The organism is Qipengyuania sp. S6317L1 (assembly GCF_023015615.1).
Classification (GTDB): domain Bacteria; phylum Pseudomonadota; class Alphaproteobacteria; order Sphingomonadales; family Sphingomonadaceae; genus Erythrobacter.
Genome location: NZ_JALKAJ010000001.1, coordinates 67313 through 93176 on the forward strand (window position 1 = coordinate 67313; position 25864 = coordinate 93176).

Here is a 25864-nt window from a genome sequence, read left to right on the forward strand (position 1 = left end):
CCTCAGCTGAGTGTGTGGCTCAGTCTAGGTTTGTCTTTATCAGGTTAGCAAGAGTTCGCATTTGGCCCTCTACTACGCGTGCTAGATTGCGATACTCGCCAACGCCTCCTCGGCATCATCACGCACCAGATGGCCATAGTGCTTTTCGATCATGGCAACACTTGTGCCCGATAGCTGCGCGACGGTGAGGATCGGCAGGCCAGCGCGGATAAGATCGGTGAGCACACAATGGCGCAACGTGTAGGCCGCCACAGCACTGGGCAGTCTAGCCGCGTTCACGGCCTCCTTGATTGGATACTTCCACGCATCCTTATTCCACGGTTCACCGCCAACACGAGCGAAAATAGGCGCGGCTGGTAGCTTGCTCTTTACCTGCTCGGCGAAGAAGTCCGCGATCACTGGCGGCACAGTAATCTGCCGCGGGTTGCCGTTCTTGTCCTTGCCTATTGTTAGCGTTCGTGTGCGCTTGTCGAAGTCGCGCACCGTTAGCGCTGCCAAGGCACCGGGACGCAATGGCAACATACAAAGCCCTTGCACAAATGGCCGCGCATCATCGCGCATCGCATCTATCAATCGTTTGCGCTCTTCCTTGTCGAGATACAGTTCCCGGCGTCTATCCGCTCCCTTGAACGGACGTAAAGCCTCTTGCCACGCTGCATCCGTATTCGGCGCTCCGGGCTTCAGCACTTGCCCCAGTGCAGCACGCAGCGGCACCATATCGCGGTTGACGGTCGACTTGGCGCGCTCTTTCCATCGCTTCACGCCCTTCTTGTTTCGCGAGACCAAAGCAGGGGCTTGTTCCAGCCGCTTTCTCCAGCTGCGCAGATGGTGCCTTCGCAACTTGTCCAACCTTACCTTGGCAATGGCGTCGGAATAGACGTGCCGCCGCAAAATCCCTTCTTGGATCGGGCAGTGCCTCTCTTTCGCATAAGCCTCACAGGCATCCTTGACAGTGACCATGTCAGGGGTGCGTTCTCCGCCGCACTCCACAGTATCAGCCCACAATTCTGTATCCGCTTTCGCTTGGTTGAACACATCGTGACCTTCGAGTTTTCCATAATCGCCAAGTGATTTTCTCGAATTGCGTTTTGTGTCGGCGTTATAAACTCGCGCAAACCAAGTGCCTCGCTTGCCCTTTTTCGAAGGCCGAAAACCCACATAACAACCTTGGCGCAGTCGCTGCCAATGGGGCTCATCACCAGCTCTAGATTTGAGCTTTTCGCGTTCCGTAATTCGACTGAGGTCTGGCATCGACTCCAAAATCCATGAAAAAAGCATGAAAAACATCAGCGAACACGCTTGAACGCCTGCACCTGTTTTTATTGAAGTTTGTCGTTCGCGTAAAGCCGCCAATGCCTGCTTACCCACCCTTGCCAAGGTTGGGGTCGGGCGTTCGAATCGCCTCGCCCGCTCCATTTTCTTGATTGATCGAGTATATTGCGACCGGCATGGTGCCGGTCGAATACTTGCGTGCCCTGTTTGTCGCATCTGCCGATCTCCCATCAAAATTTTTGGTCTTTTCGGACAATTGGGGCTGGACCAGCGCCCGCTAAGCCGCCATTGAGCTTGGAAATGATATATTGTCACATTCGACCAAACAGACCCAGTCTTGGCATGAAGCACTTCACATCTCGCATCGCCATCGCAACCGCTCTCAGCATTGGCGTGACGGCATCACCCGCCTTCGCTGAAGCCAATGAACCCCGTCAACAAGGCACGAACGCACTGCGCGCCGTTGCTCCTGCCACAGGCGAAGCGATCAGCGGCGAAATCATCGTTTCTGCTGAAGGGCTCAAGGAACTGGACTTCATCACCGGGCAGGATGCGCTTGACGAAGAGGACATTCAGGAGAACCTCGACGGGCAAATCGGTGAGGTTCTTGAAAAGCTTCCAGGCGTATCGGCGACAAGCTTTACTCCGGGGGCGTCGCGCCCGATCCTGCGCGGTCAGGATGGCGAACGTGTCCGGGTGCTGGTCGATGGCCTTGGTACAGGTGATGTTGCCAACACCTCTGCCGATCACGCCACCTCGATTGATCCGCTCACCGTGAGCCGGATCGAGGTTCTGCGCGGCCCGGCAGCGTTGCTTTATGGCAGTCAGGCGCTTGGCGGTGTGGTCAATGTGATCGACCGGCGTATCCCGACCGAAGTGCCTGAGACCGGTATCGCGGTGGATGCTCTGCTCGCGGCTGATACGGCCAGCAATCTGCTCAGTGGCGGTGTTTCGCTGGATGCGGCGCTGGGTGATATGTTTGTCGTCCATTTTGACGGCTCCTACCGCGACACCGACGATCTTGAGATCCCCGGATTCCAGCTCACCGATGACCTTCGCGCGGACCTTTTGGCCGATGCGGCAGAAGAGGAGGAAGAAGGCGAGCTTGAAGAGGCAGAAGAGCTTCGCGAAGCCGCCAACCAAGAAGGCTTCCTGCCGAACAGTTCGACCGAAACCTACACGCTGAACGGCGGATTTGGTGTGATCCTGGGTGACAGTTCTTTTGGCGCGTCGGTTGGATATTACGACACCTTTTATGGCATCGTCGGCAACCCTGAAGGCGGCCACCACCACCACGGCGAAGAAGAAGGCGAAGGCGGTGAAGAGGAAGAAGAGGAGGGCGAAGAAACCGTCTCCATCGGCCTTGAACAATGGCGTTTCGACGTGCGCGGCGACATCGCTCTTGGCGACGGGTTTGCCGAGCGGCTCAAAATTCGCGCAGGCTATTCGGATTACACCCACACCGAATTCGAAGGCACCGAAGTCGGAACCGTCTTCGACACCGAATCCTTCGAAGCGCGTGCCGAACTCATCCAGTCGACCGGCGGTGTTATCGGCGCACAATATACGTTCCGCGATTTCTCAGCCGTGGGCGAAGAAGCCTTCGTTGCACCCAACGAAACCACCCAGCTTGCGCTGTTCACCGTTCAGGAGTTCGATTTCGGCGGTTTCCAGGTCGAGGCCGCAGGCCGCTATGAACGGGTCGACGTCGAGGCCGATACCCTTGGCCTTGAACGCGATTTCGATCTCTTCTCGGGCGCGCTGTCCGGCATTGTCGAGGCGGGCGAGGGGGTTCGCTTTGGCGCCACCGTGTCACGCACCGAGCGCGCGCCGGCTGGGGAAGAGCTGTTTGCCAACGGACCACACATTGCAACGCAGATCTTTGAAGTCGGCGATCCCGACCTCGACATCGAAGCGGCGTGGGGCCTTGAAGGTTTTGTTCGCGGCGAACTGGGCCCGCTCAATTTCGGCGCTTCGGTTTACTATCAATCGTTCGAGAACTTCATCTATTTGAGCGACACCGGCCTGGAGGAAGACGACCTTCCGGTTTTCAACTTCCTGCAGCAAGATGCCGAATTCAGCGGTTTTGAAGCTGACGTCGTCTTCCCGATTGTTGACACCGATGGCTTTGCACTCTCGGGCGATGTGCGCGCTTCCTATGTCGTGGCTGAACTTGACGATGGCACCGATGTGCCTCGCATTCCGCCCTTCACGCTTCTCGCCGCGCTTGAGGCTGATGTGGATGCGTTCAACCTGCGCGCCGAAGTACAACGCTTTGGCCCGCAAAAGGATCTGGCGCCAAACGAAACCGAGACGGACGGCTTCACGCTTGCCAACTTCTACCTCTCGTGGCGGCCGCTTGAGGGCAATCGCAACGTTACGCTCCAGCTTGCCGGCGAAAACCTGTTCGATAACACAGGTCGCCGGCACTCAAGCTTCACCAAGGATTTTGTGACCCTGCCGGGCCGCAATATTCGCGTTTCCGCGCGGCTCAGCTTCTGAGTTCACGAAGCCAAGGCGAATGACAGAAAAAGGGGCCCGAGGAATATTCTGCGGGCCCCTTTTTGTTGGCTATTTCTCGACCGCAAAGGTGAGCTCTGCATTGGCTTCGAGCCGATCGACCAGAGCCTCTCCCAAGAACGCGCCGGGCGTTCCAACGCCGCCTTGCGCGTCCGAGTGGAGCAGGCCGATCGCGGTTTCGGAGATCATGCGGCTGGTCGAACCGTAGCCTGGATCATACTTGCCTTTGACCGCGTAGTGCAGGTTTTCGCCATCAGGGCCTTCGGCGACGAAGAGGATGTCGTAAAACCCGTTATCGCGCTCGTCCTTTGATGGACCTTCGCCCGGCTTTGGCGGTTTTGCGCCAAACGGGTTCTTCATCATCTCGGCGGCTGCCTCGGCCATTTTTTTGCCCGCTTCGCCGGGGCTGGTCAGCATCATCTCATCATACTGAAAATCCTCACCATAAGGATGGCCGAGGAGGAAGTTGGTCCGGTGGACGTTCTTGGTGTTGATCGGCGCCATGATGAATGGCGCGGCCCATTTGCCAAGATCCTCTTCATACATTGGCACCATGCCGGTGGGTTGGCCGGGGCCCTCAAACCCTTCTGCCAAGGCAAAGGGATTGCGCAGGACATTGATGATGCCGGGGTTCTTGGCCGCCGCTTTCATCGTTGCGCCAAGGCTTGCCGCGGTGCCGCCCGAAAACGTGCCTTGCATCGCACGCACGCGCCCGCGCACTTTCTTCGCAGGCTGGCCAAAGCGTTCCTTGGCCGCTTTCTGGGTCATCATGACGCCCAGATCGAACGGGATCGAATCGAACCCGCTGGAAAAGCAAATGCGTGCACCCGATGCCTTGGCCTCCTGCCCATGCTTTTCGATCATCTCGGCCATCCACGCAGGTTCGCCGCAAAGGTCGGTGTAATCGGTGCCGGTTTTCGCACACGCCGCGACAAGCTTATCGCCGTAGAGCTGATAAGGGCCAACGGTGGTGAGGACGACTTTGGTGCGTTTGCACATCGCTTCGACATCGGCGGGGTCGTCGGCATCGGCGACCACCAATGGAGTATCGGAAGGCAGCCCCATTTCATCGCGCACACTAGCCAGCTTTTCTTCGTTGCGGCCAGCCATCGCCCATTTGGGCGCATCGGCGCGGCCTTGATACTGGTTGTGCAGATACTCTGCGACAAGGCGCCCGGTATAGCCGCTTGCGCCATAGACCACGATGTCAAATTCGGTGTCGCTCATGCAATTTTTCTCCTCAAACGATGACCCGGCGCGCGCCGGGCATTTGCTTGTCCTCTCGCTTACGCGATTGGGCAGAATTTTCCAGCCTTGCCGCTGTGGTGTCGGGCGTACAGTTTTTCGCCGATCTAGGTCGTGTCCCGCAAAACGCAGTTAACACGCCTACAAGGACAGCACTTCTAAGCCGTTTTCCATCATGGGAAGTGCGCGATGAATGCTGTGAACTCAAACGTCGAATATGCAGTTGCTCCGCTTGGCGGCGAGGCGGCCATAATCGAGCCTTCTGCTGGCCTGGTAAGCATAGCCGGGAAAGCCAGCGAACACGGCCCTGATCCAACCCCGCATCTACCACCCCGCACCGCGTTCGAGAGCGCGGTGGCTGCGTTGCAGCGCGTTCTGGGCGTCGAGCCTTACGATCAGCGTTGGGAGGCTTTGCAAAGGCAGTATCAGAACCGCTCGGTTGCCGGTTTCCTGACTGAGGGCAGCTGGGCCGGGATCCTCGCGATAGGGCTTGCCGCCTTTGCTACGCAGATTGGTGAGCGTTCCTCAATCATGCACATCGCTTTTGGCATCCATGCACTTGCTCTTGCATTCGGCTTTGCATTCATGCCCGAAATGCGCACGTGCTTGGTGACTTATACGAACATCCGCAACGGCACCCGCGCAGCCGCTTTTACAATCGCCGCAACCGCCGTCTCATGGGCGATGTTCGCCTATGCATCCATGTTGCATCTGCAAGGCGATTGGTATGCTCTGGCGGTGGGTGTGATCGTCGGCGTGATCGCAATTTGCGGGACGGGGGCTTCGGCTTACCCGCTGGTGTCGCTTGGCTTCATGGTCATTATGACTGCAGGCGCGGTTCTGGGTCTTGTCGTATCAGACAGACCATTTGCCCTCTTCTTCGCGGGCGGCCTCGCTACTCTGGTTCTGCTTTTATACCTCCAGTTTCTGCGCCGTTCGCGCGCGGCATTGATACATGTTCGCGATGCGGCTGAACTCGAAGCCAGCGAATCTGAAAAGCGCAAGGCGACCGAAGCGCGTTATGAAGCCGAGCGTGCTTTGAGCCGGGCGCGCGAGGAACAGCGCGAGCGCGACGAACAACGCCGCGCCGCAAAAGACGAACAGCGCAAGGAAGAGTTGCTCGCCCTTGCAGCGCAGTTCGAGACAAGCGTCGGCGAGGTTTCGAAAAGCGTGGGGTCAGCCGCCGAGCGGTTTCACGCCATGGCCAAGATCATGGCTCGGCAGGCAGAGGCAGCAACCGAACAGATCGAGCTGATCGCGGAAGGGATGGACCAGGTCGCAGCGGGCAGCACATCGGCTGCGGCGGCCTCTGATGAATTTGCGGTCTCGATCGAGAACGTCAACGAACAAGCCGCCGATGCCGCCCGACTGGCGCGTTCGACCTGTGAAACCGCGCGCGCGACCGATGCGACCGTATCGGCGTTAACCGACCGCGCCGAAGGGATCGGACAGATCGCGCAATTGATCGACACCATTGCCGGGCGCACCCGCCTGCTTGCGCTCAACGCCTCAATCGAGGCGGCGCGCGGAGGAGAGGCAGGGCGCGGTTTTGCCGTCGTGGCAAGCGAGGTCAAGGAGCTGGCGAACAAGACCAGCAAGGCAACCGGCGATGTGTCGGATTCCATCGCAAAGATGCAGGCCGGATCGCAGGCCAGCGCGCGCGAACTCACCCATATTTCGGCTCAAATCGAGCAGTTGGAGGCCGCTGCCAGCGCGATTGCATTGGCCATGGGCCAGCAGTCGGTGGCCGGCAAGGACTTGGCGCAGAGCATTGATCTGGCAGCCTCCGGAGTTGGCGAGATATCTACCGCGACACAAGACCTGCACCACGCGGTGAAGGCGGTTGGAAAGGCGTCGGGTGATCTTTTGACCGCGTCACAAAGCATCAAGCAACAGTCGGTGCTTTTGAGCGAAGAGGTGGCAGGGTTCCTCGCGCATATCCGCCGCGAGTAACGCTTTGCACCCCTTCAAAACAGCCTAGCCTTGAGGAATGCGCGGGAGCACTCCGGTTTGGCTCGATAGCGCGAGCAATTGCCCATCTTCGCCGAAATGTTGTGCCTGCCCATGGATAACGCCTTTACCCATCGCACCCATTTGGGTGACCGATAGCACCCATCCCGCGGGCGCTGATTGCACGAAACGGAAATTTGCATCGAGGCTGAAGCCGCCGCGGCTTTGCGGGTGACCGCCAAGGAAGAAGTCGGAAATGATCGCAAGCCACGCAGCATCATTGGCAAAGCCGGCAGCATTGCGAACCCAGACGGCGTTCAACCCCTTGTCCGGCTCGCGGCGGGCAATGCGCATCTCAAACTGGTCGTGGAGAGAGCCGTCTGCAAATTGGTAGGTGTCATCGCTCGGCGGGCAATCGCCGGGGGCAGGGACATCGGGCATTGCGGCGAAAACCTGCGCCGGGCTGGGCTCGCGCGCACCGAGGCTTGCGCTGATGCGGTGAGTGGGCCGCCCGTTTACATTCGCCTCGGCCATCCATTGCCCGACAGACTGCCCACCGCCGCATTGCTGACACGCAATATGAAGCTCTTCTGCGTGCTGCGTGGGGCTGAGAAACTGGATGTTTGCCCAAAGGATCGGCTCGCCGCTTGCCAATTCCATTGCGTCAATCGCGGCGGCCAAGGCAACGCCGCCCATGATATGCGGCGCACCTTCGGGGCCAACGGTCGCAGGGGGCATGACGGGTAGAGTGTAAGCGCCTTCACGCCCGCTTTCAGAAGGCACCACGCGCCAGAATGGATAATTTGCCAGAGTGATGCGTGTTCTCCCCCGTTTGCCCGCGCGCCTAAAGCCGGGGCAGCGTCACCCCGCGCTGGCCCATATATTTGCCGGCCCTGTCGGCATAGGTCACCTCGGGGCGTTCATTGCCTTTCAGAAACAGGAACTGGCACGCACCCTCATTGGCGTAAATGCGGGCAGGCAAGGGGGTGGTGTTCGAAAATTCGAGCGTCACATGACCTTCCCAGCCTGGTTCAAGCGGGGTCACGTTGACGATAATTCCGCAGCGCGCATAGGTGCTCTTGCCAAGGCAGATGACCAGCACGTCTTCGGGGATGCGGAAATATTCGACCGTTCGCGCCAGAGCAAAAGAGTTGGGCGGGATGACGCACTCATTGGTGTCTCGGTCGACGAAGGAATTGGAGGCGAAATCTTTTGGGTCGACAACCGCGCTGTCGACATTGGTGAAAATCTTGAACTCGGGCGCGACCCTTGCGTCATAGCCGAAGGATGAAAGCCCGTAGGAAATTACCCCGTCGCGGCGCTGCGCTTCGACGAAAGGCTCGATCATGCCCTTGGTCTGTGCCGCCTCGCGAATCCATTTGTCTGATAAAATTGCCATGTCTCAAGTGATTCCGCAAAGGCCCGCATCTGGGCAAGGGTGGCGGTAAACTTATCCGGATGAGTCTGCCCATCGCGGCCTACCCACAAACGGCCCCAAAGGTGGATGCGTTGCTGCAAACTCTATATACCATGGCTTCACATCGAGCCGCGAAGGGTGCAAACCTTGGCTTAAGCTATGGGAAGTCTTGAGGGTCAATGTCAGGTAACATTAGTGCAAAGCCGTTTGTCAGCGCCACTGAACGTCTGAGACGAGGCACGACAAAGCTCGCCTCGCGGTTCAGTTCGAAGCTGTTTGGCCCCTATGGTGTGTTTCTTCAGGGCGCGCTTGAAAACCCGGGGATGGTGGGTGCGCTTTTCCCTTCGTCCAGGACGACGATCAACGCCATGCTCAAAAACGTCGATTGGGCCAACGCCGGGCTTGTGGTCGAATATGGTCCGGGCATTGGGACCTTTACCCGCCCGATCCTCTCGCGTTTGCCAGCCAATGCAAAACTGATCGCGATCGATACCAATGCCCATTTCATTGACTACCTGAACGAAGAGATTTCCGATCCCCGGCTGCAGGCTGTTCTGGGCTCTGCAGCCGATGTCGAGAAAATCGTCAGGAAGGCCGGGCATGACGGGGCTGATGTGGTGATTTCAGGATTGCCCTTTTCAAGCCTGCCTGACCCCCTTGCCAAGGAAATTGTCGAGGCCAGTTACCGGGTAATGCGACCTGGCGGGGCTTTTCTGACCTATCAATATCGCCTGAACGCGCGCCGATTGACCGAGCAAGTTTTTGACCGTGTCGACAAGAAAGTCACTTGGGCAAACATCCCGCCCAACAACCTCACGTGGGGCTGGAAGACAGCTTAAACCTGCCGCTTATTTGATGATGCTGGCGCCAAGCTGCGGGTTGAGCGTGGTGATGTGGTTGAGCCACTTCTTCGGGCGGCGCAGCATTTTCTCGGGATACTCGACCCGCAGGCCCAAAAGGCTCGCCATTCGCCCTACGAAATGAATGCAGTTGCGCTCGTCCAAGCTGTAACGCTTGCCCGGCTCATTCTTCCAGGCGCGCATTTCGGCAACGACCCGATAATACTGCTCATCGCTCAAAGGGAGCGAGAAATGGCGGTTGGTTTTGCGGACATATTTGTCTTTCTCGACATAGACCATGTGGCTGGTCCAGCCGCTTAAAATTGCGGCCGTAGAGCTTTGCGCAGAAAAGCCGTAATTCTCCTTGACCACGCGCCCGTCCGCCTCAAGCGTGCCGTCAAGGACAATAAACGTGTGCGGATATCGCCCGAAAACCGAGCCGTTGAACGAATGGAAATGTATCTCCACCGCCGCCATGGCGGTGCCGCTCCAGGCGAGGGCAATAAGGGCAAGGAGAGGGACGAAAACGCGGGGCAAGAAACGTGTCATAGCTCCGCGTTTTATTACGTCATTCCTAAAGGCTTGCAAGAAGGCTTGCATTGCCGCCCGCAGCCGTGGTGTCGACGGAGGTCACACGCTCGGTCGCAAAGCGCGCAAGGTAGTGCGGTCCGCCTGCCTTGGGGCCAGTGCCCGACAGGCCCTCGCCGCCGAAAGGCTGGCTCTCGACGATCGCCCCGATCTGGTTGCGGTTGATGTAGAGATTGCCGACCTTTGCGCGCGCCTCGACAAACCGGTGGGTCGCGGCAATCCGGCTGTGAAGACCAAGGGTGAGGCCATAGCCGGTGGCGTTGATGTCCTCGATCACGGCGGCCAAGTCCTTCGCCTTGTAACGCACGATGTGTAACACTGGCCCGAAGTTCTCGCGTTTCAGATCAAGGATTGAGCCGATCTCCATAATGGTCGGCGCGACAAAGCATCCATGCTGCGCAAATTCGCCCAGTTCACGCCGCCAAACCTTGTGCCCCGATGCTTCCCGGCGCGCGACATGACGCTCAAGGGCGGCCTGCGCGTCAGGGTCGATCACGGGCCCCACATCGGTTGAGAGATTCGCCGGATCGCCAATGTGCAAGGCTTCAAATCCGCCCCGGATCATTTCGATCATATCATCGGCGATGTCGTCTTGCAGGTATAGCACCCGCAATGCCGAACAGCGCTGTCCGGCGCTCTGGAAAGCGGAGGAAAGCACATCGCGCACGACCTGTTCGGGAAGGGCGCTGGAATCGACGATCATCGCGTTTTGCCCGCCGGTTTCCGCAATCAGTGTCGCAATCGGTCCATCGCGGCCTGCCAGTGCAAGGTTGATTGCTCTGGCCGTTTCGGTCGAACCGGTGAAGGCGACGCCGGTTAGACGCGGATCGCTCGTAATCATCTGGCCCACATCGCCTGCACCCGGCAGAAGCTGGAACACCTCCGGAGGGATGCCAGCCTCATGGCACAGCTTCACCGCGAGAGCCGCGATCAGCGGGGTCTGTTCGGCGGGCTTGGCGATCACTGCATTGCCGGCGGCAATCGCGGCGGACGCCATTCCGGTGAAGATCGCAAGCGGGAAATTCCAGGGCGAGATGGTGGCAAAAACGCCGCGCCCGTGCATGCGCAAAGTGTTCGCTTCGCCCGTAGGGCCGGGGAGTTCCACAGGGAGTTCAAACTGCCGCCGCGCCTCGCTTGCATAATAGCGCAGGAAATCGACCGCCTCGCGCAGTTCGGCAATGCCATCAAGCAGCGTCTTGCCCGCCTCGCGCTGGCATAAGGAGAGGAATTCGGCCGTATGCTCTTCAAACAGGTTCGCCGCTTCGTCGAGCAAGGCGGCGCGTTTGTCGCCGCCAAGCGCGTCCCAGCCCGGCTGGATTGCGACTGCGCGGGCAAAAGCAGCATCCACTTCCTCGGCGGTCGTATCGCGCCGTGTTCCGACTTCGACCGAAAGATCATGCGGCATGGTGATCGGCGCAATCTCGCCCGCTACCTCGGCAGGGAAGGTGGGCTCTGCGTGCCAGTGAAGTGCGCGCAATTCCTCAAGCTTCGCTTCCAGTGGTTCGAGCACCAGCGGATCGGACAGATCGATTCCCTCACTGTTCAATCGCTCGCCCAGAATATCGCGGGGCAAAGGGATCACCGGATTGCGCAGAGGTGTATGGCTTTCAAGCTCTTCGATCTGGTCGCGCACGAGGTCTTCGGCGGCATATTCTGCATCGCCCATGCGATTTACGAAGCTGGTGTTTGCTCCGTTTTCCAAAAGACGCCGCACGAGATAGGCGAGCAATTCCTTATGCCCGCCCACCGGCGCATAAATCCTAACCGGCGTCGGCGAATTGCCTTCCAGCTTGGCGAGCGCTTCATAGAGTTCTTCGCCCATGCCGTGCAGACGCTGGAATTCGAACGGCCTGCCTTTTGAAAGCTCTTTCACCATCGCGACCGAATTTGCATTGTGCGTGGCAAAAGCGGGGTAGATCACGTCCTCATGCTCGAACAGGCGCACTGCGCAGGCGAGGAAGGACACATCGGTTGCGACCTTGCGGGTGAACACCGGATAATCTTCAAAGCCGCCCACTTGGGAAAGCTTGATTTCCGCATCCCAATAGGCGCCCTTGACAAGCCGCACGAAGAGTTTGCGCCCATGGCGCCGCGCGCATTTGGCGATCCAGTCGCATGTAGGTGCGCCGCGTTTCTGATAGGCCTGGATTGCAAGGCCAAACCCTTCCCAGGACGTGCCATCGGCCCGCGTGAAAAGGTCATCGTCCGCCATCAGTTCTTCGATGATATCAAGGCTGAGTTCCAGCCGGTCAGCCTCTTCGGCATCAATGGTGAAATGGATGTTGGCATCGCGCGCTTTGGCGGCGAGGCCGCGCACCATCGGCACGATGTCGCGACGCGCTTCGTCGGCGTGAGTGAAAAGGTAGTTCGGGTGAAGCGCGGAGAGTTTGACCGAAATTCCGGGCGATGTGCCGATGCTGCCCGATGCCTCCCTCGCCAATCGTTCAATCGCGCCCTCATAGGCTGCGCGGTATTTTTCCGCATCGGCAAAAGTCATCGCCGCTTCGCCCAGCATATCGAAGCTGTGCGTAAGCCCCTTGGCGCGTTCGGGAGCCGCACGTTTGAGCGCCTCGTTCATATTGCGGCCAAACACGAATTGCCCGCCAAGAATGCGCATCGCTTGCAAGGTGGCGGTCCGAATGACGGGTTCACCCAGTCGGTTCATCGTGCGCTTGAGCGTTCCGCCCATGCCGCGCTGATGCTCTTGCGGCTGGTCCAGAACCTCGCCCGTCAGCATAAGCGAAAATGTCGCGGCATTGACGAAGGTCGATGAGCTCTCGCCCAGATGATCGCTCCAGTCGATCTCACCGATCTTGTCGCGGATCAGCGCGTCTGCCGTCGCATTGTCGGGCACGCGCAAAAGCGCTTCTGCAAGGCACATAAGCGCGATGCCTTCTTCGGTGTCGAGCCCGTACTGCTGCAGGAATGCGTCGATGCCGCTCGCCTTGTGCGCCCGCGCGCCTTCGATCAGCTGAACCGCGAAGTCCTGGGCATCCTGCGTCGCTTTGCGCGCAGGGGCCGCCTGTCGAAGCCGTTCCTTGATGCAGGTCTTTTCCTCCTGGCGATAGGCGCGGCGCAGGTCGGTGCGATCAAGGGTGAGGGGGGCAGCTGGTCTCGTCACGTGTGGTTTTGTCCTTTCAGCTTCGACTCGTCACAATATCAGCTATGAGGTGGACCGCATGCCCCGCCCATTCAAGTAAAGTCGATCTGTGCGAAACTTTCCTGCGCTTGAAGGCGGGCCATGCTATGATATGTGCGCTAACGCGACCGCTTAAGAGCGGCTGCCCTTCAGATTCTTGGGAGATGTGTCCTCATGGCCTTGTTCTGTTTTTACTGCCGCGATGGTGAGGACAGCGAGACCCTGCGCGCCCTGCATCTTGCAGAACAGCGCAAACATATGGCCGAGCATGACCAGAATTACCTCACCGCGGGGCCTCTGACCAACCGCAAGGGCGAATTCGTGGGATCACTCCTGATTATCGAGGCGGATAGCGAAGAAGAGGCGCGCGCCGCGGTGAATGACGACCCATACGTGACTGGCGGCGTTTGGCAGTCGATCCGCGTCGACAAATTCGAACCCGTGAAGGGGCGCTGGAAGGATCGCTAGGGCGCCTGGGGGTATCGCCCTTGAGCCAGTGCCTTAACCGATCGGATCGTCAATAGATGGCGCAAGAGGGCTGAACAGACGCGGCCCTTCGTCTGTCATGTAGACGCAATCCTCTGAGCGCACTCCGAATTTGCCGGGAAGATAGATCCCCGGTTCATTCGAGAAGCACATGCCAGCAGCAATCGGAGTTTCATTGCCGCGCACGACGAACTGGTCTTCGTGGATATCCATGCCGATGCCGTGGCCGGTACGGTGGGAGAGGCCGGGGGTCTTGTAGCCGGGGCCGAAGCCTTCCGCTTCGTAGTAAGCCCTGACCGCATCATCAATAGCGCCAAAGCTGCTGCCGACCTGTGCCATTTCCATGACGATATCCTGGCCTTTTCGCACTGTGTTCCACACGCGGATTTGTTCGACATTCGCGTCGCCGTGGACCCACGTGCGCGAAATATCGGATTTGTAGCCGTGCACATCGCAGCCGCAATCCATCAGAATGACCTGACCGTTTGCGACCTCGTGAACTTTTTTCGAGCCGTGGGGATAGGCGCTCGCCTCTCCCACTTGCGCCGAGGAGAAGGTGGGCCGTGCGCCGAGCAGCTTCGTTTCTTCGTGCATCAGGGCGCTGATATCTTTGCCGGTCATGCCTGCGCTGACTTGCGGATAGGTTGCGCGGTAAGCCGCCATGGTGATGTCGTTTGCCGCTTGCATAAGCGCGATTTCATGGGGGCTTTTGATCTGCCGCAGCGCCGAGACGATCGGGCTGGCCGAGACGATTTCGCGCCCGCCGCCCTCTTGTCTGAGGCCGTCCGCGACAAAATGCCTCGTGCTGCGCTCAAGCCCGATTGCACCCCTGAAATCATGGGCGCTGCCGCGATCATCGATGACGCTTGCGATAAGAGCGGTGGGGCTCTCATGCTCGTCCCAGGTGCGCACCTCCATGGGCATGACCATGAGCTCGGCAAGCTTGCTCGCTTCGAAGGCGGGAGTGATGACAACCGGCTCGCCCTCAGCGGGGATGACAAGCGCGGTCAGCCTGCTCCCCCGGCCCCAGCCAAGTCCGGAGAAATAGAGCATCGAGGTGCCCGCCTCGATGACGATCCCGGCACTGCCTTGGGCTTGCATCATGCCTTGCGCTGCATTGATGCGGGTTTGCCGCTCCGCGTTGGAAATCGGATCGGGAATGGTGACCGAGCCTTCAGATGAGGCCGCCAGAACCGGGCTCAATCCGCTGGCGCTGATCAAACCGCCCACGACCCCCGTCTTCAAAACATTGCGCCGTGAGGTCATAGGCTGTGTGTCCTTATTTCGTATTCAGCACGCGGCCTGCCACCGCATCAAGCCGCGCCAAAAGCTCGGGGTCGCGCTCTTCGGGAGCGGTTATGACGCTGGTGTCGAGGCAGGTGTCGATGGGAGAGGCTTTGCGCGTTGCGGGAAGACCGGCGATGAAATTCAGCACCGCTTGTCTGGCAAGCTTTCCATTCGCTTTCATTTGCTTAAGCACGGCTGCGACGTCGACCGCGTCTTCGCCTTCGCGCCAGCAGTCGTAATCCGTCACCATTCCGATCAGCGCGTATGGCAGTTCCGCCTCGCGTGCCAATTTCGCCTCCGGCATGGCGGTCATGCCAATGATGTCTGCGCCCCAGGCACGGTACATATGGCTTTCGGCGCGGGTGGAAAACTGCGGACCTTCCATCGCAAGGTAGGTCGCGCCGGTGGCGACTTTGCCCTTGGCCGCCGTTACCGCTTTCGCCGCCATTTCCGAAAGGCGAGCGCACACGGGATCCGCCATTGAGACATGCGCAACCAAACCGCTGGTGAAGAAACTGGACGCGCGGCCCTTCGTGTTGTCGATGAACTGTTCGGCAATGGCAAAGCGGCCCGGTTCGATCTCTTCGCGCAAAGATCCAACCGCGCTTATGCCGAGAATGTCGGTGCAGCCTGCGCGCTTAAACGCGTCGATGTTCGCGCGCGAATTGAGGTCGCCGGGCGCAATCGGGTGGCCCCGCCCGTGTCTTGGCAAAAAGCGAACCTGCACATCGCCAATCCGGCCAAACAGGATTTCATCGGAAGGATCACCCCAAGGGGTTTCGATGGAGAGCCATTGCTGATCCTCAATCCCCTCGATGTCGTAAAGGCCAGAGCCTCCGATGATCCCGATACACCAGTTTTTGGCCATAATTGTCTGGGCGTCTTCCCTTGCCGAGTTTCGATGGCGACCTTTAGGTCAGTTGCACGCGCTCGGGCAAGGCCTTGCGGATAAAGCCGCCGGCCTTGGCATAAGGTCCGGCAATGGAGGGCCGTGCTGTCATGTGTTCGTAGTGGGAAGCAAGCGCGGGATAGTCATCCAGCGGCATTTCGGCCACCAGCGCCACCTGCATGAGGATAGTCGTCACCGCAATATCAGCGATGGAAAGTGTGTCATCGACGAAAAACTTTTTGCCCTCAAGCTGAGCGTTCAGATAGCCAAGCACGCCTGGCATTTCGTTCGCCCATGTCTCGCGCGCCTTTTCGATATCGGGCTCTTTGCCTTGGAGAAGCGAGAAGAAAACGGGTCTGAAAATGCCCAGCCCCCCTGCTGGCGCCAGCACTGTGTCGGCGTATTCTTCAATCATCAGCGCGCGGCCATGACCATATGCGGATGTGCCATAAAGCGAGAGAACGGGGTGCTTACGTTCAATATATGCGCACATGGCCGAACTGTCTGCGATCGTCCCTGCTTCGCCTTCTTGTGCAACAGAGCGGTCACGCAGGACCGGTATGCGGCGCATAGGAGAGATTTCTTTGAACCAATCGGGCATTGGCATGATATTGACCGTTTCAAAGTCGAACTCGACGCCCTTTTCGATGCACACCGCCATTGCCTTGCGCGCGAACGGCGACACCGGGCTGCCATAGATTACGAGGTCGTTCGCTGCGTCGGTCATTTCTAGAATCTCCCAAAGTTCGTGGTCACAGATAACGGGCATGGGCGGCATCGCAACGCTGATCTTTCACTTTTCATCGCAGAAGCGCTCCCTTCCATTGCAATTCGCAATTGATTTTTGCGGGCAATGCTCCAACGTGGCTCCCGAGAGAATATTGAGTCTTTTGACGGAGAGAAAAATGGTCACCCAGTATAAAAACCTCATCAATGGTGAGATGATCGAAACCGGCGAATGGCTGGACGTCGTGAACCCCGCCAATGAAGAGGTGATCGGACAGGTTCCTGCATGTGGCAAGGACGAGCTTGACCGCGCGGTTGCCGCAGCGCGCGCCGCGTTCAAAACCTGGAAGAACACCAGCCACGAAGAGCGTCAGGCCGCTTGCCTCGCGATTTCGGCAGCGATCAAGGAAAATTCAGACGAGCTTTTCCGCCTTTTGACCTCTGAACAGGGTAAACCGCACGCACAGGCCCAGGGCGAGATCGCCGGCGCCGCCGGTATTTCGAAAGCTCAATCTACGCTGAAACTCGAAGATGTGATCAATGAAGACAGCGATCAGCGCCTTTCGCGCACCCGCCGCGTGCCCGTGGGTGTTGTCGGTGGTATCGTGCCGTGGAACTTCCCGCTGATGATGGCGGTGCAGAAGATCATTCCAGCGCTGATGAGCGGTTGCACGATTGTCCTGAAACCATCGCCCTTTACCCCGCTGACCACCCTTCGCGTGGCGGAACTGATCGCGGACAAGGTGCCAGCGGGCACAGTCAACATCATCACCGGCGAAGATGCCTTGGGCCCAATGATTACAAGCCACCCTGACATCGACAAGATCACCTTCACCGGATCGACCGAGACGGGCAAGAAGATCATGGAGGGCGCATCGTCCGATCTCAAGCGCATCACGCTTGAGCTTGGCGGCAATGATGCCTCGATCGTTCTTCCCGACGCCGATCCCAAAAAGGTCGCCGAACAGCTCTTCTGGTCAAGCTTCCAGAACGCAGGCCAGGTCTGCATCGCGGCAAAACGCGTTTACATCCACGAGGACATCTATGACGAGCTGTCACAGGCCATCGCCGAATACGCTGCCCAGGTGAAAGTGGGTGACGGGTCGGAACAGGGCACCGGCGTTGGCCCGATCCAGAACAAGAAACAGTATGAGCGCGTGCTTGAGTTGATCGAAGATGCCAAGGACAATGGCTACAAATTCCTGACCGGCGGGGACAAGGACCCATCGGGCACAGGGTATTACGTGCCGATCACCATCCTCGACAATCCGCCGGAAGACGCGCGTATCGTCGCCGAGGAACAGTTCGGCCCGGTCATGCCACTGATGAAGTTCTCGAGCGAAGACGAAGTGATCGAGCGGGCGAACAATTCCGAATACGGCCTTGCTGGCGCTGTGTGGACAGCCAACACCGACAAGGGCGTCGAGATCGCTGAGAAACTTGAAACAGGCACGGTGTGGATCAACGAATTCATGCACCTGTCGCCCTTCGCGCCGTTCGGCGGTCACAAGCAGTCGGGCTTTGGCGCAGAGTATGGCCTCGATGGCATGAAGGAATTTACCTATCCGCAGGTAATTACCGTCAAGAAAGACAATGTGGTCGCCTGATATTCGGGCGCCCGCTTAATATCGGGCTCAAAATGAGTTATACCTGACTCTACGGAGACGGGGCCTAGCGCGACATAGGTCTCGTCTCTTCTGATTCTTGGCTGAAATGGGGAAAGCAAAGTGGATCATTCAGACAACACGATTTCGAAGAAAATTGTTTCCAGGCGCGACTTTACCGCGATGGCGGCGCTCCTTGGCGGGGTGAGCATCGCGGCTCCTGCCAGTGCGCAGAGCCTTGGAAGTATCTTGGGCTCGGCCAAAAAGGTCATTGATGCGGCAAGCTATTCTGATGCGGAGATGAAGGTCTTCTTCGATCAGATGAGCGAGGACATGGATGAAAAAAATCCGCTCGCTCCCGCTGATAGCCCTTATGCACAACGCCTCGCCGCGCTTTCGCAAGGGCTTGATAGCTACGACGGGCTCGACCTCGATATTCAGGCCTATCTGGTGAAAGACGTGAACGCCTTTGCCATGGCGAACGGGACGATCCGCGTCTTCGCAGGGCTCATGGATGAGTTCACCGATGACGAGGTGCGCTATGTCATCGGTCACGAGATTGGTCACGTCCAGCGCGAGCATACCAAGAAACGGATGCAGGGCGCGCTGCAACGCGACGCGGCTATGAGCGTGGCTGGCACTGCAAGCGGGGGCGTCAAACGTATTGCAAGTTCGGAGCTTGGCGAATTCTTTGGCAACGTCATCACCGCGCAGCACAGCCAGAAGCACGAGCGCGAGGCGGACGATTATGCGCTGCAATTCATGCTCGACAATGAATACGACGCGCAGGCCTGTGTAACAGCGCTTGAAAAACTCGACGCGATGAGCGGCGGGAGTGGTGCCAGCGGGCTCGCTGCATGGACCTCAACGCACCCAAGCCCCAAATCCCGCGCAAAACGCCTCCGCAAGAAGCTCGATTGACGCTGGCTGATTGCGAGTGGGAGACGCATCCGACGACGCATTGATGGAAGGCTTGGCGCGCGTTTGTGCGCGAGCGGGCCTTCCCTCACCATCGGATCTCACCCGTTTGACGGGCGGGGCTACGATGGAAAGCTGGCGCTTTGCCTGCGGTGAGAGGATGTTCGTCCTACGCCGCGCGCCGTCCCTGGAGTTCATGGCAAACCGCCCCTTCGGCCACGATGTCGAGGCCGAAGTTATCCGGAAGGCCGAAGCAGCAGGCGTGACCGCGCCCAAAGTGGTGGCAGAGCTTGAACGAGAGGACGGCATCGGGTCGGGCTTCGTGATGGAGGCGCTTCCCGGCACGTCCAGCCCCAAAGAAATTCTGGAATTCGAGGGCGCCGATACGCTCTTGAGTGACGCCGCAAGGGACCTCGCGCGTATCCACACGATCACGCCGGGTGACCTTCCCGAGGCCGTCCCGGTGATGGACTACCGACAGGCCATCGCAGACCTCAAAGCGCAGTTCGAGGAAGCCGGCGGGGACCGCCCGATCATTGCGCTTGGCCTCAAGTGGATGGAGGACAATTGCCCCGAGCCTTGCGAGCCAGTGCTGGTCCATGGCGATTATCGCATGGGCAATCTCTTGTGCGAACCGGGCAAGCTCACCGGCGTGCTCGATTGGGAGCTTGCGCATTTCGGCGACCGCCACGAGGACCTCGCCTTCGGCTGCATGGCGGTTTGGCGCTTCCACCGCTACGACCGGCCCGCGCTGGGGCTGGGGTCGTTGGAGGATTACTTCGCCGCATATGAGGCGGAGAGCGGGCGCCAAGTGGACCGAAACCGCTTCCGCTATTGGCTGATCCACCGCACCGTGTGGTGGGCACTGGGCTGCCTCAACATGGCGCGCATCTGGCGCTCTGGCGAAGACCGAATGTTAGAGCGCGTGGTCATCTCGCGGCGCACGAGCGAGCAGGAATTGGACCTCCTGATGCTGCTCGAAGAGGACGCGCCTGATGAGGAGCGGGCTCGGCGGGTGGCGATGCCTGAGCCTGATCCTGAAGTTGGTGAGGCCACCGATGGTGAGCTTGCCATCGCGGTGTCCGAGTGGCTGGCGAGCGTCAAGGAGCGCTTCGACGGCCACGACAAGTTTCAATGGGCGGTCGCACGCAATGCTCTCGGCATGATTTCGCGGTACAATACTGCGGCTATTCCAGCCTTTGAGAACGCTCCCTTGGCGCAACGGATTTTGAGCGGCGAGTCATTGCTCGCTGACACTGGCCTGCTGAGTGAACTGCGCGAGGCAATCTTGGCGACGATTGCGCAGGATGTGCCCAAGTATCCCGCTCTTGCGGTGGCGCGCGAACGCTGGACGTAATCCGGCTTGCCGCCAGCGGCGAGCCCGCGCCCGTCCGCGCCCCCAATCATTCTTTGGGGCGGGTGCGCTCCGCTTCCCACCTGGGCGGACGCTTTGAAATGTTGCACCAATCCCTCAGATAGATAAGCTCCCTCCCAAGGAGAGAGAACCCAATGGACTTCGCAATTCCCGCCGATTTGCAGGCGTATCTCGACGAGCTCGACGCCTTTATCGCGGCCGAGATCAAACCGCTTGAAGAGGCCGATGACAACACCCGCTTCTTCGACCACCGCCGAGAATACGCTCGCACCAATTTTGAAGCGGGCGGCCTTCCGCGCGAGGACTGGGAGGAACTCCTTCGCGAAGCCAAGGCCCGAGCTGACAAAGCCGGGCACTACCGCTTCTCTGCGCCGAAGAAATACGGCGGCAAGGATGGCTCCAACCTCTGGATGGCGGTGATCCGCGAACACTTCGCGCATCAAGGATTGGGCCTCCACAACGACCTCCAGAACGAGCATAGCATTGTGGGCAATTTCCCCTTCGTCGAGATGTTCGAACAATGGGGCACCGAAGAGCAGAAGAAGGAGTTCATCCTCGGCGGGTTCGATGGCACGCGCCGGGTTGCCTTTGGCCTTACCGAACCTGACCACGGATCGGACGCGACCCACATGGAAACCCGCGCCGTTCGTGAGGTCCGTGATGGCATCGATGGCTGGCTCATCAATGGCGAAAAGATGTGGATCACCGGTATGCACGTCGCGACCCACTGCGCCATGTTTGCCCGTACCTCGGGAGAGGACGGCAAGGCTAGCGGCATCACCTGCTTCCTCGTCCCCAACCCCACGCCGGGCCTCCAAATCGAGGAGTGGATGTGGACTTTCAACATGCCGACCGATCATCCGCGCCTCTCGATCACCGATGTCTGGGTGCCCGATAGCGCAATCCTCGGCGTCGAGGGCCGCGGCCTCGCTCTGGCGCAAAGCTTCGTGCACCAGAACCGCATCCGTCAGGCGGCAAGCAGCTGCGGCGCGGCAATGTATTGCATCGACGAAAGCGTGCGTTACGCCCGCGCCCGCAAACCCTTCGGCGAGCCGCTCTCCAAGAACCAGGGCATCCAGTTCCCGCTGGTGGAGCTTGCCACACAGGCCGAGATGCTGCGCCTCCTCATCTTCAAAACCGCGTGGGAGATGGACAACATGCCCCACGAGGAGATTGAGCGCACGATCAGCGACAAGGTCTCCATGTGCAATTACTGGGCGAACCGCCTGGTGTGCGAAGCCGCCGACCGCGCGATGCAGGTGCACGGCGGCATCGGCTATTCGCGCCACAAGCCGTTCGAACACATCTACCGCCACCACCGCCGCTATCGCATCACCGAAGGCGCCGAAGAGATCCAGATGCGCAAGGTGGGAGCCTATCTGTTCGGATATCTGGGGCCCAAGCGCGGGCAGTTCGACTAGCTGCGCCTGCGCCAATAGCTCGCCAGAATAGACCCGATCAGCACGTGCCACACCGCTGAGATCGCGGCTGGTACGGGGGCGAGAGCGGCTTGGGTGGCGCTCGCAAATTGCGCTTGGAAAGCAGGCGTCTTGGCAAGGCCTGACCCGAGGCCAGAGTTCTGCATCCCCACCTCGATCGAGATGGTGCGCGCCTCTTGCGCGCCCAGCCCGAGGATCCGCGCTATGACGTAACCCAGCCCGAAACCAATCGCATGGAGCAAGAGCGTCGCCAGCAAGAGCACGCCCGCGTGTTCAGCGATTTGCGCCTTCGCTCCGCCGACGATGCCGCCCACGATGAGGATCACAAGCACCACGGCGATTAGCGGCAGGAATGTGCTCACTTGGCCTGCCGCGCGCGGGAACAGGCGGTTGAGGACGCTCCCCAAGAGCACGGGCACCAGCACAATCGCGACCATATTCCTCAGCAAGTTCCAGCGGTCGATCTCGACATAAGTGCCTGCGAGCTCTCCGGTGAGCAGCGGGGTCAACGCCACCGCCGCCAAGGTCGAGGCCATCGTCATCGCCACCGACAAGGCGACATTGCCGCGCGCAAGATAGGCGACGATGTTCGACGCCGTCCCGCCGGGGCAACAGGCGACGAGGATGAGGCCCACCGCCAGCCCCTCTTGCAAGTCAAGAGCCCATGCTATGCCAAAGCCTGCCAGTGGCATTACCGCAAATTGTAGCGCCACCCCTGCGACCAAGGCCTTGGGAAGCTGCGTCAACCGCCGGTAGTCCTCGAAAGACAGCGTCAGACCCATCGCCAGCATGATAAGCCCCAGCGCCACCGACAAAAGCGGCTGTCCGGCCACCCGGATCGAGCCATCGGTCATCCACGTCATGCTGGGCGGGTACACCCACGCCAGCGCCACGCCGACAAGGGTTAGCAGGGCAAAGTTGTTGGTGAGTTTAGCGAGCATTAGTGGCCTCTAGCGTCAACTCCGTCATCAGCCCACCCCGCTGCGACTATGCCTCGCCTTCGGCTTGACAAGTCTCGCTCCCCTCCCGCTTGCGGGAGGGCGTGGGGGTGAGCAAGGGTTTGTAGGAATTGGTTTTGCACGAACAGCCTGAAAATAGAAGAATTGTCGCAAAGAGTGAGACACTTGAGACACTGTCCAGAACCAGAAAACACTTCGCCGCCAGAATTGACTATTTGAGCAGACAAAAGGCGTTGGAATAGGGCGAGTGTCATGCCCTTAGGCTTAGCTCGCAAAGCGCGCTGTAGGAAAGGTGAACAGCGGGCCCTACCCCTCCAATATCGCCTTCAAATCCTTCAGCGCCTTGGCTCGCAGCTGATGCACCCTTGGCACGCTGACCTCCAGCACCTCGGCAATCTCCGTCAGGTTCAACTCCTCGACAAAGAACAACTGCAAGACCAGCATCAACCGCTCGGGCAGCTGGCTCATGGCGGCGATCAGGCGCTCGCGGTCCTCTTGCCCTGAGAGGATGTCGAAGGGGTCGGGTTCTTCGCTGGCGAAGGCGGAATTGCTTTCGTCGTAAGTGTCGCTGATCGAGGTGAGCGTGACCGCGCTTGCCTCAATCTCCAAAAGCTCCGCATCGCTTATGCCCAACGCCTTGGATATCTGGTCGCGGCTGGGCTCTGTGCCGGTAAGGGTTTTGTATTCCTCGATCACCTGAACCACCCGCGCACGTTTCTTCCTCGCTGTGCGGGTGTCGTGCATTTGCTTGCGGATGAGGTCGAACATCGCGCCGCGCACGCGGATCTTGGCGTAGGCGGCAAAGCCGTCTTCGGTGGGACCATCGTGACGCTGCGCACATTCGGTAAGCGCGAGGATGCCGGATTGCACGAGGTCTTCGACCTCCATCCCATCGCGCCCGCTGCCATAGATATGCCACGCCGCGCGGTGGACGAGCGGCAGGAACCGGCGCACGCGATTCTCGACCTCTTCACGCGAGGAAGAAGCGTAGGAAACCGCGCCGTAGCCCTGCTTGCTCATGGCGTGCGCGCCAAATCCGGAAACGTCGTGCTTCATGACGCCGCCGGTTCTGGCACAGCGCCCTTGGTATCGCCCTCAATCACGGGTGCGGGAAGACCCGTAGTTGGCGGAGCAGCCGGGGCCGGCTGGCCTCCGATGACCGAGACAACCTCGACCGGCTGCGTTGGCGGCAATTCCGTGATCGAGAGAACGAGCGCGCGTTGGCAGCGTTGTTTGAGCAGCCCGGCGAGCGCGCGTCTTGCAGGGGGCTGGACGATCAGGGCAACCGGGCCTTTGGCCTCGTCGATAGCGGCATTGACCCGTTCGACGATGAGGGCGGACAGATCGGGTTCGATCATCGGCTGACCGGTGGATGGGTCGATCATCCCGCCAAGGATCGCGCCTTCCAGATTGGCTTCGAGCGTGACGACCTTGAGGCGTTCACCCGGCATGGCAATGCGCGAAACCAGCCGCGCTCCCAAGTCTGCACGCACCGCGTCGATCAGCGCATCGAACCCGTCGGTCGATTGGAGCGCGAGCGCCAATGAGGTGAAGAGCGGCTGCGGGTGGGCAAGGCCAATGCCGTCGGCAATCAGCGCGCGCAAAACGCGGGTGAGCGCGGCCAATGAAAGGGGATCGGGATGCACCGCTTCGATCAGCGCAGGCGCGCGTGCTTTGAGATCCTCGACAATGGCGCTGACTTCTGATGGGCCAAGGAGTTGGTGGCTTTGGGTGAGCAGCTCCTGATTGGCATGGGTGGCGATCACGGTGCTCGCGTCGACACACAGGAACCCTTCGGCCACCGCCATGTCGCGCGCCGACGGGTCGATCCACAGCGCAGGGCAATCAAAGCTGGGATCGCGGGTTAGTTGCCCTTGGATGCCAAGCTCTGTGTAGGGGGGTGACCCGCGCACTTCGCCGGTGTCGATGGCAAGCAGTTTGCCCGGTTTGACTTGCCCGCGCGCAATCGAGAGACCGCCGAGCAGCACCGCATAGTCATTCGCACCCGCCTCCAGAGAATCGCGGATGCGGAACTGCGGCAGGACAAAGCCAAGTTCGCGCGAGAGTTGCTTGCGGATGCCGGTGATGCGGGCGAGGAGCGGGGCCTCTTTATTGGCATCGACAAGATGCACGAGGCCATAGCCAAGCTCTATGGTGACAAGCGTCTGGTCGGAAACTTCGGCGATGTCGATTTTGTCGGGGTTGGGCGCTTCCTCGGGCTCTTCGACCACTTCGGGCACGGCGGCTTTCTTGCGAAGGTGCCACCACAGTCCGCCGGCAATCGCTGCGGCGGGGAGGAAGATCAGTTGGGGCATGGCGGGAACCGTGCCGATGGCGCCGAGGATGCCAGCCACGGGGAGCCATCCGCGAGGGTCCGAAAACTGGCCGCCGATCTGGCCGGAAAGGTCGCGCTTGTCGGCAACGCGGGTGACGATGGCGGCAGCGGCGATGGAGAGGAGGAGGGCGGGAACCTGCGCCACCAAGGCATCACCCACGGCCAGCGTGATGTAAAGCTCGCCCGCTTCGGCAGCGGACAGCCCGTGCGTAATCATGCCAAGCGCAAAGCCTGCGATGATATTGACGCCAAGGATCAGGAGCGCGGCAATCGCATCGCCTTTCACGAACTTGGAGGCACCATCCATCGACCCGTAGAAGTCGGCCTCGATCGTTACATCGCGGCGGCGCTCGCGCGCTTCATCGGCGGTGATGAGGCCAGCGGCAATGTCGGCATCGATCGCCATCTGCTTGCCGGGCAATGCGTCGAGCACGAAGCGGGCGGAAACTTCGGACACGCGCCCTGCGCCCTTGGTGATGACGATCATGTTGATGATCAGCAAGATGATGAACACAAACAGGCCGACCGCGAAATTGCCCGCGACAAGGAACTGGCCGAAGCTTTCGATGATCTCACCGGCCGCAGCCCCTCCATTGTGGCCGTTCACAAGGACGATGCGCGTCGAGGCGACGTTGAGCGCCAACCGCAAAAGCGTTGCGAACAAGAGGACCGTCGGAAATGACGAGAAATCGAGCGGCGCGCGCGCGTTGAGCGCCACCATCAACACCGCCACCGCAATGGCGATATTGAGCACGAAAAACATGTCGAGCAAGAGCGGCGGGATCGGCAGGACGAGCAGCACGAACAGCCCGAAAATGCCCACCGGCAAGGCGGCAGCGGCCGGAACGGTGCGCAGGCGCTCCATCCATGAAACGT

At 59.8% G+C, this 25864-nt stretch carries 20 protein-coding genes; 8 read left to right on the forward strand and 12 right to left on the reverse strand.

What is annotated here, in order from left to right:
• Positions 1 to 81: 81 nt before the first annotated feature.
• Positions 82 to 1368 carry a tyrosine-type recombinase/integrase gene (locus MWU38_RS00395; protein WP_247269853.1) on the reverse strand — a complete coding sequence of 429 codons (1287 nt, stop codon included), beginning with the start codon at positions 1366 to 1368 and terminating at the stop codon, positions 82 to 84.
• 246 nt (positions 1369 to 1614) lie between these two features.
• Here MWU38_RS00395 and MWU38_RS00400 point away from each other — a divergent pair, with 246 nt between their 5' ends.
• Complete coding sequence (locus MWU38_RS00400; protein WP_247269854.1) at positions 1615 to 3774, forward strand: TonB-dependent receptor; 2160 nt, start codon at positions 1615 to 1617, stop codon at positions 3772 to 3774.
• Positions 3775 to 3843: 69 nt separating this feature from the next.
• Here MWU38_RS00400 and MWU38_RS00405 read toward each other — a convergent pair whose 3' ends face one another.
• The gene (locus tag MWU38_RS00405; RefSeq protein ID WP_247269855.1) at positions 3844 to 5019 is read right to left on the reverse strand and encodes a saccharopine dehydrogenase NADP-binding domain-containing protein; all 1176 of its coding nucleotides are present in this window, start codon (positions 5017 to 5019) and stop codon (positions 3844 to 3846) included.
• 207 nt (positions 5020 to 5226) lie between these two features.
• On the opposite strand from MWU38_RS00405, the gene MWU38_RS00410 reads away from it, so the two are divergent.
• Entirely contained in the window at positions 5227 to 6990 is a 1764-nt protein-coding gene (locus tag MWU38_RS00410; protein WP_247269856.1) for a methyl-accepting chemotaxis protein, read from the forward strand.
• A 24-nt stretch (positions 6991 to 7014) separates the two neighbouring features.
• Here the strand turns inward: MWU38_RS00410 and MWU38_RS00415 are convergent, their stop codons facing one another.
• Together MWU38_RS00415 and dcd are read right to left on the reverse strand one after the other, a co-directional pair.
• A complete protein-coding gene (locus tag MWU38_RS00415) occupies positions 7015 to 7770 on the reverse strand; it encodes a thioesterase family protein (RefSeq protein ID WP_247269857.1) in 756 nt (251 codons plus the stop codon).
• Positions 7771 to 7831: 61 nt separating this feature from the next.
• A complete protein-coding gene (dcd, locus tag MWU38_RS00420; RefSeq protein WP_247269858.1) occupies positions 7832 to 8386 on the reverse strand; it encodes a dCTP deaminase in 555 nt (184 codons plus the stop codon).
• Positions 8387 to 8583: 197 nt separating this feature from the next.
• On the opposite strand from dcd, the gene MWU38_RS00425 reads away from it, so the two are divergent.
• Positions 8584 to 9243, forward strand: coding sequence for a methyltransferase domain-containing protein (locus MWU38_RS00425; protein ID WP_247269859.1), 660 nt, complete (start codon positions 8584 to 8586; stop codon positions 9241 to 9243).
• A gap of 9 nt (positions 9244 to 9252) precedes the next feature.
• Here MWU38_RS00425 and MWU38_RS00430 read toward each other — a convergent pair whose 3' ends face one another.
• Together MWU38_RS00430 and putA are read right to left on the reverse strand one after the other, a co-directional pair.
• Complete coding sequence (locus MWU38_RS00430; protein WP_247269860.1) at positions 9253 to 9792, reverse strand: hypothetical protein; 540 nt, start codon at positions 9790 to 9792, stop codon at positions 9253 to 9255.
• 25 nt (positions 9793 to 9817) lie between these two features.
• Entirely contained in the window at positions 9818 to 12952 is a 3135-nt protein-coding gene (gene putA / locus MWU38_RS00435) for a bifunctional proline dehydrogenase/L-glutamate gamma-semialdehyde dehydrogenase PutA (protein WP_247269861.1), read from the reverse strand.
• Between the two features lie 192 nt (positions 12953 to 13144).
• On the opposite strand from putA, the gene MWU38_RS00440 reads away from it, so the two are divergent.
• Positions 13145 to 13438 (forward strand): YciI family protein, encoded by a 294-nt coding sequence (locus MWU38_RS00440; RefSeq protein ID WP_247269862.1) that lies wholly within the window; start codon positions 13145 to 13147, stop codon positions 13436 to 13438.
• 33 nt (positions 13439 to 13471) lie between these two features.
• Here MWU38_RS00440 and MWU38_RS00445 read toward each other — a convergent pair whose 3' ends face one another.
• Genes MWU38_RS00445 through MWU38_RS00455 form a run of 3 tightly spaced genes read right to left on the reverse strand, consistent with a single transcriptional unit; the run spans position 13472 to position 16359 of the window.
• On the reverse strand, positions 13472 to 14722 hold the full coding sequence (locus MWU38_RS00445; protein ID WP_247269863.1) for a Xaa-Pro peptidase family protein: 1251 nt from the start codon (positions 14720 to 14722) through the stop codon (positions 13472 to 13474).
• A 13-nt stretch (positions 14723 to 14735) separates the two neighbouring features.
• A complete protein-coding gene (mtnP, locus tag MWU38_RS00450) occupies positions 14736 to 15611 on the reverse strand; it encodes an S-methyl-5'-thioadenosine phosphorylase (RefSeq protein ID WP_247269864.1) in 876 nt (291 codons plus the stop codon).
• A gap of 43 nt (positions 15612 to 15654) precedes the next feature.
• Complete coding sequence (locus tag MWU38_RS00455; protein ID WP_247269865.1) at positions 15655 to 16359, reverse strand: glutathione S-transferase family protein; 705 nt, start codon at positions 16357 to 16359, stop codon at positions 15655 to 15657.
• Positions 16360 to 16537: 178 nt separating this feature from the next.
• Here MWU38_RS00455 and MWU38_RS00460 point away from each other — a divergent pair, with 178 nt between their 5' ends.
• The 4 genes from MWU38_RS00460 (at position 16538) to MWU38_RS00475 (ending at position 21676) form a co-directional block, all read left to right on the forward strand.
• Entirely contained in the window at positions 16538 to 17965 is a 1428-nt protein-coding gene (locus tag MWU38_RS00460; RefSeq protein ID WP_247269866.1) for an aldehyde dehydrogenase family protein, read from the forward strand.
• A 120-nt stretch (positions 17966 to 18085) separates the two neighbouring features.
• A complete protein-coding gene (locus tag MWU38_RS00465) occupies positions 18086 to 18883 on the forward strand; it encodes a M48 family metallopeptidase (RefSeq protein WP_247269867.1) in 798 nt (265 codons plus the stop codon).
• A gap of 16 nt (positions 18884 to 18899) precedes the next feature.
• Positions 18900 to 20237, forward strand: a complete 1338-nt coding sequence (locus MWU38_RS00470) for a phosphotransferase (protein ID WP_247269868.1) — start codon at positions 18900 to 18902, stop codon at positions 20235 to 20237.
• Positions 20238 to 20389: 152 nt separating this feature from the next.
• Positions 20390 to 21676 (forward strand): acyl-CoA dehydrogenase family protein, encoded by a 1287-nt coding sequence (locus tag MWU38_RS00475; protein WP_247269869.1) that lies wholly within the window; start codon positions 20390 to 20392, stop codon positions 21674 to 21676.
• Here MWU38_RS00475 and MWU38_RS00480 read toward each other — a convergent pair.
• From MWU38_RS00480 to MWU38_RS00490, 3 genes are all read right to left on the reverse strand, one after another.
• Complete coding sequence (locus tag MWU38_RS00480; protein ID WP_247269870.1) at positions 21673 to 22635, reverse strand: bile acid:sodium symporter family protein; 963 nt, start codon at positions 22633 to 22635, stop codon at positions 21673 to 21675. The two genes, MWU38_RS00475 and MWU38_RS00480, sit on opposite strands and share 4 nt — an antisense overlap.
• A gap of 324 nt (positions 22636 to 22959) precedes the next feature.
• Positions 22960 to 23709: a sigma-70 family RNA polymerase sigma factor gene (locus tag MWU38_RS00485; protein ID WP_247269871.1), complete on the reverse strand. Its 750-nt coding sequence runs from the start codon at positions 23707 to 23709 to the stop codon at positions 22960 to 22962.
• Positions 23706 to 25853 (reverse strand): flagellar biosynthesis protein FlhA, encoded by a 2148-nt coding sequence (locus MWU38_RS00490; protein WP_247270032.1) that lies wholly within the window; start codon positions 25851 to 25853, stop codon positions 23706 to 23708. The genes MWU38_RS00485 and MWU38_RS00490 overlap by 4 nt, the downstream gene beginning before the upstream one ends.
• Positions 25854 to 25864: the final 11 nt, after the last annotated feature.